Origin of the sequence: Psychrobacter urativorans (assembly GCF_904846695.1) — a bacterium.
GTDB lineage: Bacteria > Pseudomonadota > Gammaproteobacteria > Pseudomonadales > Moraxellaceae > Psychrobacter > Psychrobacter urativorans.
The window spans coordinates 259,728-277,134 of the sequence record NZ_CAJHBR010000002.1 but is presented as its reverse complement, the minus strand read 5'-3'; the positions used below and the strand labels follow the sequence as shown (position 1 = coordinate 277,134).

Sequence of the window (17,407 nt, the reverse complement as noted above, 5' to 3'; positions counted from 1 at the left end):
TATATTAATCAACAAGCCATTACTCTCTAATAATTGGTCTAAAGGAATGACTTATGAGTGACATTTATATTGCTGGCGTTGGTATGACCAAGTTTGGCCGCCATTTAGACCGTAGTTATAAAAATTTGACTCAAGAAGCGATAGAGCAAGCATTGACTGATGCCGGTGCCGAATTAACCCAAGTTAAGCAAGCCTACTTTGCTTCTTGCGTTATCGGTTTTATGCAAGATCAACATATGATCCCCGGTCAAGTAGCTCTGCGCTCGATGGGCTTTCAAAGCATTCCTATCTTCAATATTGAGGGTGCTTGTGCCTCTTCTAGTACGGCCTTGCATCTAGCGGCAATGGCGATAAAAAGTGGCTCGTGTGATATCGCTATCGCAGTGGGTACTGAAAAAATGATCAATGAGGATAAGGCCAAAATGTTTGCCACCTTTGACTCGGCTTGGGATGTGACTAGCGTTGAGCATAATAAGCAAGCCTTGTTAGCGATGGGTGCAGGTTTTGACTGTCCTGAAGGTACGCAATCTACTAAGCCCTATTCTATGTTTATGGATGTCTATGCAGCTTTTAGTCGTCAACATATAAAAACCTTTGGCACCACGCAAAGACAAATAGCGGCGGTATGTGCAAAAAACCATACCCACTCCGTACATAACCCGCTGGCCCAGTATCAACGACCTTATACTATAGAAGAAGTATTGGCAGCTCCGCCTATTACCTATCCTCTGACTCTGCCTATGTGCGCGCCCATCTCTGACGGTTCCGCTGCCACAGTCTTATGTAATGCTGAAGGCTTAAAGCGCCTTAAGGGTGATGCTAGCCGAGCCATCAAACTATTAAGTAGTGTAGTGCGCTCTAGCTCAGATCGTAGTTTTGAGGATTATAAAAACCATGTGACAGCATTAGCCGCTACCGAAGCTTATGAAAAGGCTGGTGTCTCTCCTGCTGATGTAAATGTGGCAGAAGTGCATGATGCCACAGCGATGGGTGAGATTATTCAAGCAGAAAACTTGCAACTGGTAGCGTACGGCGAAGCAGGTCGAGCGGCTGAAGCTGGTGAGTTTACGGTAGGTGGCCGTCTGCCAATTAACCCATCAGGTGGTCTAGAATCAAAAGGCCATCCTATTGGCGCCACAGGGCTTGGCCAAGTCTATGAGCTGGTCACTCAATTACGCGGTGAAGCGGGCAAGCGTCAAGTAGAAGGCGCACGCATTGCTATTCAAGAAAATGGTGGCGGTATCTATGGAGTGGAAGAGGCGACTGCAGTGATTAATATCTTTGCTAGACAGTAGGGCAGTATTATAAGGGCTAAACAACATTATCTTAGCTTAGCAAAATGGCTACCTTGGCAGTAATTTTTACAATACAGCTGTTTGCTTTATCAGTGCTATGATGCAGGAGCGTGCTAAAAGGACATTGCAGGCCTTCCAAGCTTCAAAAAACACACCCAGCTGGATGGCTGGTTATAAGTTTAATAAACACAAGGATGTGAAGAAATGATTGTTATACCCAAAGAAAAAATTGCGAGCTATAAAAGCAAAGGGTGGTGGAAAGAGATCACGCTTAATGATCTATTTCAAAAACAGACAGCGAGCCACCCTCACAAACTAGCCCTAGTTGATGCGCCAAATACTTTAGATATTTATGGCCGCGCGCCAACTCGTCTAACTTGGCAGCAATCTGAAGACCGAGTTGTGCGTTATGCAGCTATGTTGGTCAGACATGGTCTAAAAAAAGATGATGTGTTGATAATGCAGCTGCCCAATATTGTCGATTTGTCGATTGTCTACCTTGCCTGCGCTCGCCTTGGTATTATCGTCAGTCCAGTTCCTACCTTATATCGTGATAATGAGCTTGCTGGTATAGCCAAGCAAGTTGATGCAAAGGCCATTATTACCGCAGCTTGCATTGGCAAATATGATCATAGTGCTCTAGCTATTCGCCTGCAACAAGTAAGCCCACTTATTAAAAAGATATTCTGCCTTGGAGAAGTGATCAACTCTGCAAAAGTAATAGCAGTGGAACAAGAGCTAATGAGCTTGACTGATGACGACTCAGCAGCGCTGCTAAAAGCAGTAGATGCCGCAAATGTATCCGCTGACGATATATTTACCATTTGTTGGACCTCAGGAACAGAGTCAGCGCCAAAAGGGGTGCCAAGAAGTTATAACGAATGGCTGTCTATAGCCAGATTAATTAGTGAAGCTAACGAGGTAAAGAGCGGCGCTCATTTTCTTAATCCTTTCCCTATGGTCAATATGGCAGGTATTGGCACTTGCTTTTTCCCTTGGATACTTAGTGGTGGGGTGCTAGTTCAGCATCATCCATTCGATCTGTCTTTGTTCATTCAACAAATTCGTGATGAAGATATTACCAATACTTCGGCACCACCAACCTTATTGAACTTACTTTTACAAAACCAACAGATGCTAAAGGGAGTTAACTTTGAGCGCCTAAAGACTATTGGTTCTGGTTCTGCGCCTTTATCTGAATGGATGGTAACAGGATATCAGGAACAATATGGGGTACACATAACCAATCTTTTTGGCTCTAATGAAGGCTCTGCTTTGATGAGCTCCTTTAGCGTTATACCCGATCCAGTGCTTAGAGCTAAGTACTTCCCTAGGTTTTTTAAACAAAGTCAAGAGGGCTCGTTAACGACTGATGGATTCAAGGTACGTATTGTCAATCCTGAAACTGAAGAGGAAATACTCGAAGCCGGTAAAATAGGGGAGTTACGCGTTAAAGGCCCAGCAGTGTTCTCAGGATACTGGAGAGCGCCTGAATCAACATCACGCTGTTTCGATGCCGACGGTTGGTTCAAAACGGGTGATTTATTCCAAATTTCCGGTGACCATAAAGAGTTCTTAGAATATTTCGGCCGACTAAAAGATATTGTGATTCGTGGGGGCATGAATATCTCACCAGTAGAGATTGAGACTTTATTGATGGCTTATCCACCCATTGCCGATGTGGCGATTGTGGGCGCTCCTGATGATATTCTTGGTGAGCGTGTTTGTGCTTTTGTAGTCGTTAAAACCGATCAACAGCTCGATCTTCAATCTATCAATACTTACCTTCGTGATGAAAAAGGCATAGCAGTTTTTAAACAAGTTGAACGCTTAGAGATAGTAGAGTCGCTTCCTCGTAACGCCATTGGCAAAGTTCTTAAAACGACTTTGCGTAATGAGCTGATCTGATAGCAGTTAATAAGTTATCAAACGGCTTTACTGAGTAACGCATAGTAATTATGACGTTGAACACTAAAGTGCTCAACAGTCCGGTGCTAAACTATGCAATGCTAAACAGTAAAAGGGTTGTTCACACTATATTGCGCTTAGTGTAAACAACCCTTTTTGCTGCTATTAAAAGTTACTCGCTACTGTAATCTAACACTATCGATCACTATGCTGTTCTGCATTATAAGTCTTGCTGGGGAAAGTTATAAAACAATAGAGGGCTTGCTGGCGATTGCCAAAAAACTGGCTATTGGGTCCGCTAAAAATACTTCAAGCTCATAAAGTTTTGCTTCTGAATCAACACTACTAAAGAGTTTTTGCTCGCCTTATCGTTTAAGCGTTATCAGGGTATAATAAGGCTAAGTTGGTAGGTCTACTAATCTATGACCTAAGAGTATTAGCGCATATTCACTAATCTAGAAGGCTAAATAACTAAATAACTAGATGATAATCAACCCCTCGATTCTAGGATGAGGGTCATATATAGTTCAAGAGTATTAGCATTTATATAACAGTTTGCCTCATGGTGGTAATAGCAGGTAGAGCGTTCGATAGGGAATAATTTTCCGAATCGAGCCAATAGTAAGATAATGTCTATCACGACATTGCAATATCAGCAAAGACTTCTAGGAGTTAATTTATGAAACGTGCTAAGCAATTACAGCCTTTATCGCGTCAGCATCATCTTGGTTTAAATCTGGGCCGTCACGGCAAAGAGTGTGCCGACAATCCACAGCAGATTACTGAGCACTGGCAAGCACTGTGCTGCTATATGGGTGAGATGCAAGGTCATTTTAAAATAGAAGATGATTTGATTGCCAAGGGTTTACAGCCTTATCGCAACACCCAATCAGAAGTCGACTCTGTACTTGACAAGCTAACTACACAGCATAAGGCACTAGGTAAATTAACCACGGATATTGAAGCCTCTTTACAGACTAAGGCAAGTTTACCTACGGTTACTCAGGTTCGACAACTTGCTAAGCTACTATATGATCATCTGCGTTTTGAAGAGCGTGAACTGTTTCCTATTAGCGAAAAGTATCTTACTGAGTCTGAGCTTGATGCTATTTATCAGGCCAGCCCAGATCATATTAAGCATTTAGAGGAGCGGCGTTAATTAAACCTTTTCAATCGGTTATAGTATTATCAACGTAGCCAGATAATGGTGATCGCTGTTAGGCATTGACTACCATCTTAATTAATATCACCCAAGCCTACTAACTCAATAACCAGCCCTTAATAACTAGCCCTTAATAACCAAAATGCAATAACTGGACATTAGCAACTAAGGAGTCACCATGACCCGTCAAATCATTCCCAGTCACTGGAAAATCAAACGTTCTACGCATTTTTTTACTAAAGATAAAGTTCCTAAAGCTTTATTAAATCATCACAACACAGCTAAAGGGGTGTTTGGCCAAATTTGCGTGATGCAAGGTACAGTTACTTTTTATGGGTTTGCTGATGAAGCGGCTACTGAACCTGAGCAAACCATAGTGATTGAAGCCGGACAATTTGCCGTCAGTCCACCTGAATATTGGCATAGGGTAGTATTAAGTGAGGATGCTCAGTTCAATATTAACTTTTGGACAGAAGACGATACTGGCAATAAGTCTATGTTTAATAGCTCCACTATTCATAGCAAACCTATTGAGAAACTATTTGATAAAGCTGATGAATAATAGCAATTAAAATTTGCTTTTCCCTATTATAAGCTCACAGCAAAGTTATAAGCATATCCCATTATGCTGGTTTGAAATGTTGACGATTTGGTAAGCGGTAAAGCGCAACTTTTTCATAGTGTTTACTTGCTGGCAGTCTGGGAATCAATCTCTACTGCTAAGCGTTGTTATTTTTAGCGGGATTACTAGTTGCCTTCATCATAAATTAGAATATAATACTTTAGGTTAGCCAAGTTATTTGGCCAACACTGCTGCTCAATTACAATTGGCATACAAATTGGTATTAGGTCGCTTGCAATCAAAAGCTTGGCTTTTACACCCGCCCAGCCTTTCTTCACTCAAACTAGTCCAATAGCAATATGACCACGCAAAAATTCCAAAATCTTAATGATATGGTTAAGTTTGATCTGTATATGTGCACAGCAAATAAATCATACCTAAATTAAGTACATCATTAGAGTCTGCTTGATCCTTCGAACACGGCACTGACACAGATCATTTTTTAGGCGCTGCTTTATTAATATTAGTAAGTTAAGAGTATCTAGCTTAGTCGTCTAAGCAGGTGATTTTAGCAAAGTAGCAGTAAAAACAGGTCTAGCCTCAGTTGCATTTAAGAAGGGGCTGATGCTGAAATTAGTCTATTCGCCGTAACGGTTTATATAAAAGCAGCTAGCCTGTGCATCTGCATTATCTGCGTTTTTTACTCAGACTAGATTACAGCTTTAATAAATAGCTATCAGTAGTGCCTATTTGCAAGTATTCAGCACGCCCTAATAATAAAGAGAGTTTAAATTTTTATTGGTATCAGTCCTTGAACCTGTTGGTTTAAATCATTTTAAAACCGCTAAAGAAAAATATAAATTTAAATAATTTCTATTATTTATATCATTGATAAAAATATTTAAACCCTTACCCTAATCATCACTAGAAGCCTCACTAAGAAGATTTTATTATGTCAAACAAACGTCCGTTATATATTCCCTTTGCTGGGCCAGCACTACTAGAAACCTCTTTGTTAAACAAAGGCAGCGCTTTTTCGTCAGAAGAGCGTGATAGCTTCAATTTAACTGGTTTACTACCTCATACTATTGAGACCATTGAAGAGCAGTCATTACGCGCATACCATCAGCTTTCCTCATTTACTACTGATATGGATAAGCATATCTATTTGCGTAATATCCAAGATACAAATGAGACGTTATTTCATCATTTGATTGAGCAGCATATCGAGGAAGTTATGCCGTTGATATATACGCCAACGGTAGGCCAAGCTTGTGAAAAATTCTCTCAAATTTATCGCCGTAAACGTGGTTTATTTATCTCTTATCCTGAGCGCCATAAAATCGATGATATGCTGCAAAACGCTACTAAACAAAAAGTAAAAGTGATCGTGGTTACTGACGGTGAGCGTATCTTAGGCTTAGGAGACCAAGGCATTGGAGGAATGGGAATTCCAATTGGTAAGTTATCTCTATATACGGCTTGTGGTGGTATCAGTCCTGCCTATTGCCTGCCAATCTTATTAGATGTAGGGACTAATAACCAACAGTTAATCGACGATCCTTTATATATGGGTTGGAGAAACCCACGCATTTCTGGCGATGAGTATAATGAGTTTGTAGACTTGTTTATTCAAGCGGTTAAACGTCGTTGGCCAGAAGTGTTATTACAATTTGAAGATTTCGCTCAAGAAAACGCTACCCCGTTATTGAACAGATATCGTGATCAACTATGTTGCTTCAATGACGATATCCAAGGCACTGCTGCGGTTTCAGTTGGTACCTTGATTGCAGCGTGTCTAAATAAAGGTCAAAAACTTAGTGAGCAAAGAATAGCATTCTTAGGGGCAGGATCAGCGGGTTGCGGTATCGCCGAGCATATCATTCGCCAAATGCAGCGTGAAGGTTTAACTGAAGAGCAGGCACGTAAACAAGTGTTTATGGTTGACCGCTACGGCTTGCTAACTGATAGCATGACAGAGCTGCAAAAATTCCAAGCACCGTTAGTACAAAAAGAGTCAGATATCATAAGTTGGGATAAGAGTCAGAAACTGGGCTTAGAGCAAGTGGTCAAACAAGCAAAAGTAACAGTATTGTTCGGCGTAAGCGGGCAAAAAGGTTTATTTACACAAGAGATAGTCGAAGCCTTATGTGCTAATACTGAAAATCCAATCGTATTGCCGCTTTCAAATCCAACGTCTCGTATTGAAGCTACTCCGCAAGAAGTAACTAACTGGAGTCGTGGTAAAGCTATCGTTGCAACGGGTAGCCCTTTCCCTAATACCACTTTTGAAGGTCAATCTTTTGAAGTTTCTCAGTGTAACAACAGCTATATCTTCCCAGGTATTGGCTTAGGTGTTTTAGCATCGCGTGCTACCGGCATCAGCGATAATATGCTAACGGCTGCCAGCCAAGCACTTGCTGATATCTCAATCGAGTATGAAAAAGCCCCTGGTGCAATATTACCGCCTATTAAATACATTAGAGAGATCAGTGAAAAAGTAGCCTATGCCGTTGCTCTACAAGCGATCGAAGATAAATTGGCCTTGCCTATAACGGCAGAAAATTTTGAACGTCGATTAAAAGCTAATTTCTGGTTACCTAAATATCGCAGCTATCGCCGTACTTCTTTCTAACTTTATAGCGCACCCATAAAAAAGCCGAATGTTATTTTTAAATAGCATTTGGCTTTTTTTTATTGCTATTTTTGCTTTAACTCAAATCGTTATTAATATAATGATTTCTAGATTTGAAACCACAAGATTATAGTTCTTTATTATAGATTTTTATGAACAACATCTTAACTAATCCGATAACATCATAACTATTTAAACCATTGGTAGTTTTGAACCATTGATAGTTTTAAACCATTAATAGTTAGGTTATAAACGCTCTATATTTACTACACCCTATTATTAGCTAAACTAAATTAGTCACCTACTATAATAAAGCTGTGCTTATTAATATCAATACGAGTTAAAGTCACTTTAGGATAAGTTCCGCTATATATCTGCACCGCTTACAATCCCCATAAACACCCATAAAAAAAGGCTTACATAGTATGTAAGCCTTTTTTGCTACTGATAATAGGCGGCTTGTAGTAGGGCTTGAACGTAGTATTTAACCAACTAATGTTAAAGGATGCTAGTTATTAATGAGTTCTTTATACCCGCCAATATATCAACAGTTTTTTTAAATAAATACTAGGTTGACTAGTCGAATTGAGAGCTATAGACTCCATGAAAATTATGAGTGGCTATGGTTAAGTTTGGGCGGTTTATTACCTCCACGCTTGAACTTTATTTATTTCAAACTTTAGCATTATTAAAGCAATGGAGTAAGTATTAAGATGATTTCAATACTGACCTGTATTCACAAACTCACTATTTGTATCGCAGTACTAACAAGGCAATGAAAATATAAGACATCACAACATCGCCTGTAAAGTAGCTTGTATATCGGATTTTTAGTAATGAAAATAATCATAGATAATTTTGAACACAGACCGGAAGTAAAGTAAAAAGTATAAGAACCCTAAATATTAAAAAGAAACGGAGGCATTGATGGCAATAATTGTCGTAGCATTAGGTGGAAATGCATTGCAGCCTAAAGGCGAGGCATCAGCCACTGCTCAAAAGGCAGTAGCTTGCGAGACTGCAGTAAAGCTAGCTGCAATCGTCAGCCAAGGTCATCAGCTGATCATAGTGCACGGTAATGGACCGCAGGTTGGTAATATACTACTTGCACAGCACGCCATTGATTCTAAGGAGATACCTGCTTTGCCACTAGATACTTGTGTCGCGATGACGCAAGGTTCAATTGGTTATTGGTTGCAACAAGCACTAAATAATGAGTTTCAAAAAAACAATCTTAATAAACAGGCTGTTTCTATAACTACCCAGATGGTTGTTAATAAAGATGATCCAAAGTTTCTTAGTCCAGATAAGCCAATAGGTCCATTTTATAACTCTAAAGATGAAGCAATAAATGCTGCTGATGGACAAGGTTATACTTTCCATGAAGATTCTGGCCGTGGCTGGCGACGTGTCGTGCCTTCACCAGCACCGGTTACAATAGTTGAGACTAATGCAATCAAAGCTTTAATAAACGCAGGAATAATACCCATTGTCGCAGGGGGCGGTGGAATACCAGTCATCAAGCAAGCTGATAATAGCTTGCAAGGTATAGAAGCGGTGATTGATAAAGATTCTTCAGCAGCTTTGATAGCGGAACTTTTGGGGGCTGACCAATTTATTATATTGACCACAGTATCGACCGTTATGCTGGGATTTGGTACCCCTCAAGAGACGGCCTTAAACAGGGTTAGCAGTGATGACATTACACGCTATATAGACGACGGTCAGTTTGGAGCTGGTAGTATGCTACCAAAAGTTAAGGCCGCCCAGCAGTTCGTAAAGCATTCAGGCAATAATGCCATGATTGGAGAGCTAAATGAAATTGAAGCTATTATAGCCGAACACGCTGGAACCATAATTACTCCTTAGCGGTCTAATTTGTGCTATTTTTTATGATGAGTACTTATTTTTTAGTACTCATTTTGCCGAGCAGATAACATCATACTGCGCCTATCGTATATTAGCGCCTCCAACCATTGGCTATGCAGAACCGATCCCAGATAGCGCTGTGTACCAAGCACTATCAGCTGTGATGGCCATAAATCGCATTTTATATAGACAGGCCTGTTGATGAGTTTATTATTAATGCAGTCAAAGCCAGTTACATCGATTAATTACTTAGTTCATTGAAGCTGCCAACTTAACAATCGCTTTTTCAAACACTTCAAACGGTGGGTTAACCACACCAGCGCCAACCATACCGATACCAGCGTCTTTAGTACCACCAACCAAAGGACTAATTGCCAGAGCAGCCGCCATGGCGAATCCACCAATACCAAAAGTTTCAGTAATTGAACTATCACCAATACCAAGACCTGAGTCTTCTGGCTGCTAGCCGGCAAACATAGGACCCATGACTTGCTGAGCGGGTCCGGTAATCCATTGGAATCCTTCCATGTGCGAGACGCGAATACCAAACTCAGTACCGTTGCGGCACATAGTAGTGACGATAGTGCTGTTCTCTACACCATGAGCGGCGTGCATACCCTTAGTACCCGTTATAAAAAAGCCTATACTACGAGTTGCATAAAAATAGTTATAGCTAAACGGATTGCAGATGGCTTTATTACTAATAATATTAAAGCTTTAGATAAAAAAAGCGATGATAGATAGTGGTATGCGCATGTATAGTTGATGATATTGGCTAACATTACGTGATATTGCGTGACATTACGTGATGTTGAGATAGGCGGGGTAGTGCGTTAATAGCTTTATGGCTAGCTTAGCAGGCTATTTATTATTCAATGATGCGCTTATTTTATGTGAAAAACTTCCTTCCTATAACCTCTGTTTATTATACTCAATAAAACAAACCTACCGTGACGATAGGTTTGTTTTGAGCTGTTTTAAAGCACTATGTTTTCTTGTTGGCCGTTTTCCCATTTGATAATATTGTTAAAGGTAATTCTGGCTCTTCTGATCATAGCTTCCTCTGTTGCATAGCCGATATGCGGGACAAGAACCGTATTCGGAGCGTTTAGGATAGGATAGTCTGTGGGAACTGGTGGCTCCATATCTACTCTATCTAAGCCAGCACCAGCGATTGTGCCAGCGTGTAGTGCTGCTGCTAATGCAGCATTATCAACGATCGGCCCAACGGCAGTGTTGATTAACAATGCACTGGTTTTCATCAATGCCAGCTTGTCTGTATCAATCAAGCTTTTGGTGTCATTGGTTAGGGGGATATGAAGGGTGACAATATCACTGGTTTTTAACACATCATCTAATGCCTTGTATTCTACCCCTTTGTCTATCAGTTCTGCATTTACGCTTCTGTTGTAAGCAATGACTCGGCAGCCGTAAGCCAAACCTAATTTAGCTACTGCGCTACCGATATCGCCAGTCCCTAATATGCCCAAAGTTTTACCGTTTAAATCAGTCTGTTTGTAGCCAGTCTTTGTACCGCCCTCTCTAGTGACTGCATCTAAAGGTACAATATTACGTAATAGAGCGGTTATTAGGCCAAAAGTGAGCTCTGCTACAGAGTTTGTGCTGTAACCTGCAGCATTTGAGACTTTAATGCCTTTTTCTTTACATTTTGCTAAATCGATATGATTATAACCAGTGAAAGCGATTGAGATATAAGTTAGTTTTTCGGCAGCATCGATCACATCGCTACTCAGTGGCGTATTAGCTAGTACTAAAATCTCTGCATCTTTAATTCTTACCTTGATAGTCTCATCATCTAATTTTCCGTCGTCATACACAACTAACTCATGACTACTATCGGTTAAAGGTTTTGTTATTATATTTAACTCTGCATCACTAATTCCTAGAGATTCTAAGATTACTATTTTCATTTTTTATTCTTCCTTAATTTATTATGATTACCCTTAATAATACTGGGCGATTTTTATCTAACTACCTAATTATTCAAATATTTTTAAATTTTATTGATATAACCATCCTTAATAGTAATACCTTTACTAAAAGTCATGGCTAGTAGAGTCTAGGTCATACAACTAAATAAGGCAACCCGCTTTAAAGCCTAAGATCAACCGATATTTCAGCCTCTATAAATCATGGACAGTCTTAAATATAGTGAGTGGTACTAGGATGGGAGCGCTTAATTTTGCGGCGATGTAATACAAGAGTTGTACTTACAGTTTAACTAACAGTCGAACTGATATTTGAATTAAAGGCAAAAGGATTTAGGTTATAAAACGCCAGAGCAGATGGGGGTTTATTTCCAAGCTTTTTGATTGGGTTCTTCTGGTTATTTGTTACGAATTTGAAAGTAGGGGTCAGTAATCTGATTATCCTACTATCTATTATTTTGGTATCCTTTTATAGTTCTTGAGTAGTAACAGGCCATTACTTGCTGCATTATTGGGTTTCGATCTTAGAGGATGTTAATAAATTGTGCTTTATAAACTCATACTAAATAAGCATTTGCAGGTTGCACTGCTATTTTTGCTGATCCAGCAAATCATCGTTGCTTCATCAACGTACTTTATTGCGCGCCTTGCACAAAGTTTAACTCAAGACACCATCTCGATTTTCTATATGGTGCTATTTGCGGTTTCTTTGCTAGCAGTTTATGTGCCTGCCTACTTTTGTGTCACCAATACGGAGCGTGCTAAATACGATGCTCATAAGCTTTATAACGACGCCTTTCATACTGTATTTTTAGGCAAGAGCTATTTGTTATCCAGCAACGAGTTGCAGAGTACGGCAACGACAACTCTCGCCCAAGAAAGCAAGTACACCCTTGAGACAGTTATCGATAGTGTTTTTGACATTTCAGCTTTGGTGCTTAATGTCTTATTTAACGTGTTAGTCATTGCTTGGTTTTTGGATGGTAGCTTATTGCTTGGTTATGCAGTAGGAATTATTTTCGCTTCTGTGTTTGTACATCTTAGACGCCATGCTCTAAAAATGGCCGCAAAAACAGACCAACAGTCTCGGCTAAACTTGACTGCTAAGCTTTTTGATAGTTGGGATAATGTCGTTATTTCTAACAAGCATAATTACACGTTGTATAACCATATAGTTCAAAAGAGCTTCGCAACAGCTAAGCATAACAGCGTTAAATCCACCTCAATCCAGCATATCAATTCAAGCGTTGGTATGATCATACTTATGCTGCCGGTATTTGTGGTCACGGGATTTATCTTTAATAACAACTGGCACGATGCTGCGACGATGGCGGTATTAATTGCAACGCTGCCAAGACAAATTCAACTGTTGCAAATGTGCTATGCGTTGGTTGGCTATCACACTAGTATTGGCGTTCTTAAAACTATGCTAGAGGGTATTTTGCAAATATTAAGACCTGTTACTGTTAATTTAGATAGCTATATTCAGGCAGACCAAATAAGGGTGAAGCAAACTGGGGAAGTTTTTGATTCAACACAGCTTCCCAAGCAGGGTAGGATAACGTTGGTTGGTAATAATGGCGTTGGTAAATCTTGTATGCTGCTCAAGCTTAAAGACTGCTACCAAGAACAGACTTACTATCTACCCGCTAAGCACAATTTGTATTTTAATTACAAAACAGACCAACAGCATCAGGGTTCAACAGGACAACAACTGATCAAACAAATTCAAGAAATTAGAATGGATGATCAAAGTAATATTGTAATGCTTGATGAATGGGATGCACATTTGGATAGACACAATACCCAGATCATAGATCAATATCTTGATGAGCTTGCCCAAAAAAAGCTTGTTATAGAAGTTAGGCATTGAGCTAAAAATATTTTAATCTATTTACTATCAGTAGCATACAGCTAAAAATTCAAACTCTCATTCAGTTCTTCACTAGGCAAGCCAATAGGATTGACAGCTATCTGATTAATCAGCAATAGTCCTAGGTCTACTTTTCATTCAGCAGCCTTCTAAACCTATAAGGCCGCCATTCATTTATATGGGCTATTAAGTTAACAATATAGTATTCAAATGCGTTAATCATACTTATAATCTTATTAATATAGAATTAACAAACATAAGCAAAGGAATACTTATGAAAGGCTTTTTTGAAAAAATAAAATCTATGACTAACTTAGCTAGCAAGGAGGATAAACTGGCTGTAGAGCAACTCACCGCCATTCTTGCACCTTTAGCAAACGTGGATGAGAGCTATCTTCAACGTATTCTCAGCTATATTGTTAGTGCTGACGATCCCAATATATTATTAGAATTACAAAACCGCAGCGATGACAAAGCTGGGGTATTAATGAATTTCCCAGGAACTGTCGGCTATTATTGGGGGAGTTATCGCCCGACAGATAAAGAAGATAAGCAAGTCGCTAATAGCGTTAAAATTAGAGATAAGTTCTATCAACGAATTTTCAAAGCCCTAAGCCCTGAGCAAATTATCCGTTATAGTAAGTTTTTGGCTGCAGTCACCCAACTCAAAAATTATAAAGTGCTATCTCCACTAAGCCCAGAATGGTTCACTTATCTCATCGCTGATGGACTAAGTACCTCACTTGAGAGAAACAACAACAGTGACATCAAACATCGGAATAATTGGTCGCATGCCCATCTGCTGGCTGTCTTAAAAGCCGATGATCAAAATAAGGAGGATAGCGATGCCTATCGTTTATTACTTTCACAAATCTTTGAGCGTAAAGAGGTAGACAGTTATTACAGTGATAGCCTACATTTACTTTATCAGTTTGCAGACACTATAGAGCTGTTGCAACAGCACAAAGCATTGTTAGATGAGCTAATTCCTGCCTTATCAGCCAAAGGGCAAGAGCAGTTTATAGACAGCTTTGCCAAGTATCATCCTGATTTTATCAAGCAATCCCCCTATCTAGTCGCCACCTTAGCTACTAGCACTAGCAAAACAGTGCGCGAGTTGGCACTGGCCAAAATCAATCTGTTTGAGCAAGCAGAAATAAAGCCTTATCTGATTGAGTTGTTAACCAATGGTAGCAGCAAACAACGTCGAGAAATCGCTGATATTATCGCCCGACAGGGCGCGCAGCAAGACGTTGATGGTGGTGATAATAGCGCTGAGAGTCGCAAAATACTAGAGCAAGCTTTAGCTAATGAAAAGCAGAAATCGGTGATTCAAGCGCTAGAGTCGGCGCTCAGTCGATTAGATAGTGTCGCCCAATTAGCGGAAGTGGAGTATGTAGTGAGCGATTTTGCGGCCATAGTTAGCCAAGATCTCCCATATAGTAGTGTGGAAATACTAGCGCAAAATTATGCAGAGCTATTGGAGAAAAAACAGCTCGCTGCCGAGCAAGAAGCTGAGCAAAATAAAACCTCTGATTATAAATATACGTGGTCACAAAAAAACTATCGTGAGTGGAAAAAGCTAAAACCTGAGCAGTATGGTCACCACCTAATCGATGCCCTCAATGGCAAAGGTAAAATAAGCAGTCTTGATAATAGTAATATGATTGAGTTGTGCGCTTATAAGAATCGATTAAAAAACCTACCAGAATTTGGTTTGCATCACGCCATCCGTCTAGCAAAAAGTGGCGATTCAGTCAGGAGTTATCAGCTAGAGAATTACATCAAACCTGAGAATTTAGCCACTATAGAGCTACGCCAGTATGCGCAAGTACTCAAAGATTGCCAAATCGAACATCCAAATCGTAGCATTGCTATAGAGTATCTAGAATATGTTTGGTCGCCTCTTCTACCTAAATACATCAATAAACCTGAGCAGATCGTCCCTTTCTTTATGGAAAATATTGATTATTTATCAGAGGCTTTAGGACTGCTTCCTAGTTCTATTGCAGGACATTGGCGAGGTTTAGAGCCTAGCAAAGCTATCGAGATACTAGCTGCTTTTGCGCAAATTCCTAAACAATTTATTCCTAAAATTTTAGAGCTAGCCTTAGGTGAAAATAAAAGTTTACGGCATGATGCGCAAGAGCTGCTATCTAAGCTGCCTAATATTCATGAGCGTGCTATCGAAGCTTTGGCCAATGGTAAGCAAGCGATAAGAGTGACGGCCGTTGAGTGGCTGGCACGTCTTAATGACCGGACTGATGCTCACAAAGCTGAAGTCTTAAAAGCATTGTATGATTTGCTCAAAAAAGAGAAAAAAGAGATCGTCATCGCCAGTATATTGACGGCGCTTGAGAGCATGGGTGAAGACATCAGTAAATATCTGTCGCCGACCGCCTTATTAAAAGATGCCGAACAGGGACTAAAGGCAAAGGTATTAAAAAGCTTTGAGTGGTTTAAATTGGATAGTTTGCCAGCAGTGCAATGGCAAGATGGCAAAACCGTCAATCCCAAAATTATTCAATGGTGGGTAGTGTTAGCCGAAAAACTCAAAGACCCGGCACCCAATGGTCTATTGCAACGCTATTTAGGATTACTTGATGCCAAGAGCCAACGCAACTTGTCGTTATTTTTATTACAGAGCTTTATCGCTGAAGACACTCTTAATCCAACCCTTGCGCAAGCGATGGACATTGCTAACGCTGAAGCGCCTGCGCGTCTTGCCCAATATCAAGATTACTATAAGCGCTATGGTAAAGATGATCCTGACGGCTGGTATGCTAAATACGCCAATGTGACTCTGCATGAAGTGATTGAAGAGATTAAGAAAGAACAGCTGGCTATTTACTTAGGGTCAGCCATCAAAAGCAAAGGAATGCTGGCGCTTACTTATAGAGCAGAAGGCAGCAAGACGGTCAGTATCTTGCAGGACTATATGAAAAATCATTATCGGCGCACCTCTCAAATCACTGCGATGCTTACCGTGTTTGCTATGAGTGATGATCCGTTGATTATTCAGCTATTACTGGGACTATCACGCCGCTATCGCACCAGCTCCATTCAAGACTTGGCCAAGCAGTTAGTGGGTACGATAGCTGAGCGTAATAACTGGACTGCCGATGAGCTAGCAGATCGCACCATTCCTACCGCTGGGCTCGATGAAAATGGCATTTTAATCATCGATTATGACACGCGTACGCTAAGTGCCTATGTCGATGACAAAGACAAGTTTGTATTAAAAAACGAAGCGGGCAAAGTCATCAAATCATTACCAGCAGCCAGACAGAACGATGATGCCGCTATTATCAAAGAAGCCAAAACCTTATTTAGTAATAGTAAAAAAGAGTTCAAACAAGTCGTTGACTCTCAGACCACACGCTTATATGAAGCCATGTGTAGCGAGCGGCTTTGGACGAGTAGCGACTGGCAGGAATATCTATACGCCCATCCTATTATGAAGCGCCTGATTACTCAGTTGATATGGATAGAAGTTGATAGAGACGGCAAGCAAATAGTATCCTTCCGTCCGAGTGACGATGGCAGTTTATTAGACTTTAACGATGATGAAATCAGCTTGCAAGCTGACAGTTATATTAAGCTGGCGCATGGCGTGTTACTCACTGCTGAGGAGGGCGAGCAGTGGCGTGAGCACCTCAAAGATTATGAGGTTAAGTCGCTATTTGGTAAATTTACTCAATTTGATCACGCACTACCAGTATTTAAAAAAGAGCAAGATCAAATCGACGAATTCAAGGGCTATTTGACCGATACTTTTACGCTGCGTGGACTGCTAACCAAAATGGGTTATAAGCGCGCCAGTATCGAAGATGGCGGCTCATTCGATCGCTATTATAAAAATTATGACAGCTTGGGTTTATCAGCAGTCATCGTATTTAGTGGTAGCTACGTGCCTGAAGAAAACATCCCAGCTGTGCTGTATGAGCTATGCTTTGAAACCAAGCAATCTTATTCATGGAATACCGACTATGTTGCCTTAACGGATGTCAATCCTATCCTATTGGCTGAAAGCTATGCCGAGTACAAAACCGTCGCTGATGCTACTGGCGGTTTCGATGCGGATTGGGAAATGAAAACACCTTGGTAGCATTGGATGAAATGACTAGTTCTTGTTATAAATAATAGACGACCGC

The 17,407-nt window shown here is 40.3% G+C and carries 11 protein-coding genes; 8 read left to right on the top strand and 3 right to left on the bottom strand.

The features are described from left to right. Window positions 1–53 precede the first annotated feature (53 nt). From JMY09_RS03230 to arcC, 6 genes are all read left to right on the top strand, one after another. Window positions 54–1,295 carry a thiolase family protein gene (locus JMY09_RS03230; RefSeq protein WP_201622146.1) on the top strand — a complete coding sequence of 414 codons (1,242 nt, stop codon included), beginning with the start codon at window positions 54–56 and terminating at the stop codon, window positions 1,293–1,295. Window positions 1,296–1,499: 204 nt separating this feature from the next. Then, on the top strand, window positions 1,500–3,203 hold the full coding sequence (locus JMY09_RS03225) for a class I adenylate-forming enzyme family protein (RefSeq protein WP_201622145.1): 1,704 nt from the start codon (window positions 1,500–1,502) through the stop codon (window positions 3,201–3,203). Window positions 3,204–3,882: 679 nt separating this feature from the next. Beyond that, window positions 3,883–4,362 (top strand): hemerythrin domain-containing protein, encoded by a 480-nt coding sequence (locus JMY09_RS03220; protein ID WP_201622144.1) that lies wholly within the window; start codon window positions 3,883–3,885, stop codon window positions 4,360–4,362. Window positions 4,363–4,543: 181 nt separating this feature from the next. Next, complete coding sequence (locus JMY09_RS03215) at window positions 4,544–4,927, top strand: DUF1971 domain-containing protein (protein ID WP_201622143.1); 384 nt, start codon at window positions 4,544–4,546, stop codon at window positions 4,925–4,927. 952 nt (window positions 4,928–5,879) lie between these two features. Next, window positions 5,880–7,562 (top strand): NAD-dependent malic enzyme, encoded by a 1,683-nt coding sequence (locus tag JMY09_RS03210; protein WP_201622142.1) that lies wholly within the window; start codon window positions 5,880–5,882, stop codon window positions 7,560–7,562. Between the two features lie 927 nt (window positions 7,563–8,489). Further along, window positions 8,490–9,431: a carbamate kinase gene (arcC, locus tag JMY09_RS03205; RefSeq protein ID WP_201622141.1), complete on the top strand. Its 942-nt coding sequence runs from the start codon at window positions 8,490–8,492 to the stop codon at window positions 9,429–9,431. Between the two features lie 249 nt (window positions 9,432–9,680). On the opposite strand, the gene JMY09_RS14665 is transcribed toward arcC, so the two are convergent. The 3 genes from JMY09_RS14665 to JMY09_RS03190 all read right to left on the bottom strand — a co-directional run bounded on the left by JMY09_RS14665 (window position 9,681) and on the right by JMY09_RS03190 (window position 11,362). Then, window positions 9,681–9,821, bottom strand: coding sequence for a hypothetical protein (locus JMY09_RS14665; protein WP_201622140.1), 141 nt, complete (start codon window positions 9,819–9,821; stop codon window positions 9,681–9,683). A 72-nt stretch (window positions 9,822–9,893) separates the two neighbouring features. Next, the gene (locus JMY09_RS14660) at window positions 9,894–10,046 is read right to left on the bottom strand and encodes an oxamate carbamoyltransferase subunit AllG family protein (protein ID WP_201622139.1); all 153 of its coding nucleotides are present in this window, start codon (window positions 10,044–10,046) and stop codon (window positions 9,894–9,896) included. 362 nt (window positions 10,047–10,408) lie between these two features. Next, on the bottom strand, window positions 10,409–11,362 hold the full coding sequence (locus JMY09_RS03190; RefSeq protein ID WP_201622138.1) for an NAD(P)-dependent oxidoreductase: 954 nt from the start codon (window positions 11,360–11,362) through the stop codon (window positions 10,409–10,411). A gap of 562 nt (window positions 11,363–11,924) precedes the next feature. Between JMY09_RS03190 and JMY09_RS03185 the strand changes: the two genes are divergently transcribed. Continuing rightward, on the top strand, window positions 11,925–13,253 hold the full coding sequence (locus tag JMY09_RS03185; protein ID WP_201622137.1) for an ATP-binding cassette domain-containing protein: 1,329 nt from the start codon (window positions 11,925–11,927) through the stop codon (window positions 13,251–13,253). Window positions 13,254–13,527: 274 nt separating this feature from the next. Beyond that, on the top strand, window positions 13,528–17,361 hold the full coding sequence (locus JMY09_RS03180) for a DUF4132 domain-containing protein (RefSeq protein ID WP_201622136.1): 3,834 nt from the start codon (window positions 13,528–13,530) through the stop codon (window positions 17,359–17,361). Window positions 17,362–17,407 lie beyond the last annotated feature (46 nt).

What these genes read in the sequence shown, in the direction of transcription:
- JMY09_RS03190 (WP_201622138.1), bottom strand. Translation starts at nt 11,362, where the DNA reads ATGAAAATAGTAATCTTAGAATCTCTAGGAATTAGTGATGCAGAGTTA.
- JMY09_RS03230 (WP_201622146.1), top strand. Translation starts at nt 54, where the DNA reads ATGAGTGACATTTATATTGCTGGCGTTGGTATGACCAAGTTTGGCCGC.
- JMY09_RS14660 (WP_201622139.1), bottom strand. Translation starts at nt 10,046, where the DNA reads ATGCACGCCGCTCATGGTGTAGAGAACAGCACTATCGTCACTACTATG.
- arcC (WP_201622141.1), top strand. Translation starts at nt 8,490, where the DNA reads ATGGCAATAATTGTCGTAGCATTAGGTGGAAATGCATTGCAGCCTAAA.
- JMY09_RS03220 (WP_201622144.1), top strand. Translation starts at nt 3,883, where the DNA reads ATGAAACGTGCTAAGCAATTACAGCCTTTATCGCGTCAGCATCATCTT.
- JMY09_RS03180 (WP_201622136.1), top strand. Translation starts at nt 13,528, where the DNA reads ATGAAAGGCTTTTTTGAAAAAATAAAATCTATGACTAACTTAGCTAGC.
- JMY09_RS03210 (WP_201622142.1), top strand. Translation starts at nt 5,880, where the DNA reads ATGTCAAACAAACGTCCGTTATATATTCCCTTTGCTGGGCCAGCACTA.
- JMY09_RS14665 (WP_201622140.1), bottom strand. Translation starts at nt 9,821, where the DNA reads ATGGCGGCTGCTCTGGCAATTAGTCCTTTGGTTGGTGGTACTAAAGAC.
- JMY09_RS03215 (WP_201622143.1), top strand. Translation starts at nt 4,544, where the DNA reads ATGACCCGTCAAATCATTCCCAGTCACTGGAAAATCAAACGTTCTACG.
- JMY09_RS03225 (WP_201622145.1), top strand. Translation starts at nt 1,500, where the DNA reads ATGATTGTTATACCCAAAGAAAAAATTGCGAGCTATAAAAGCAAAGGG.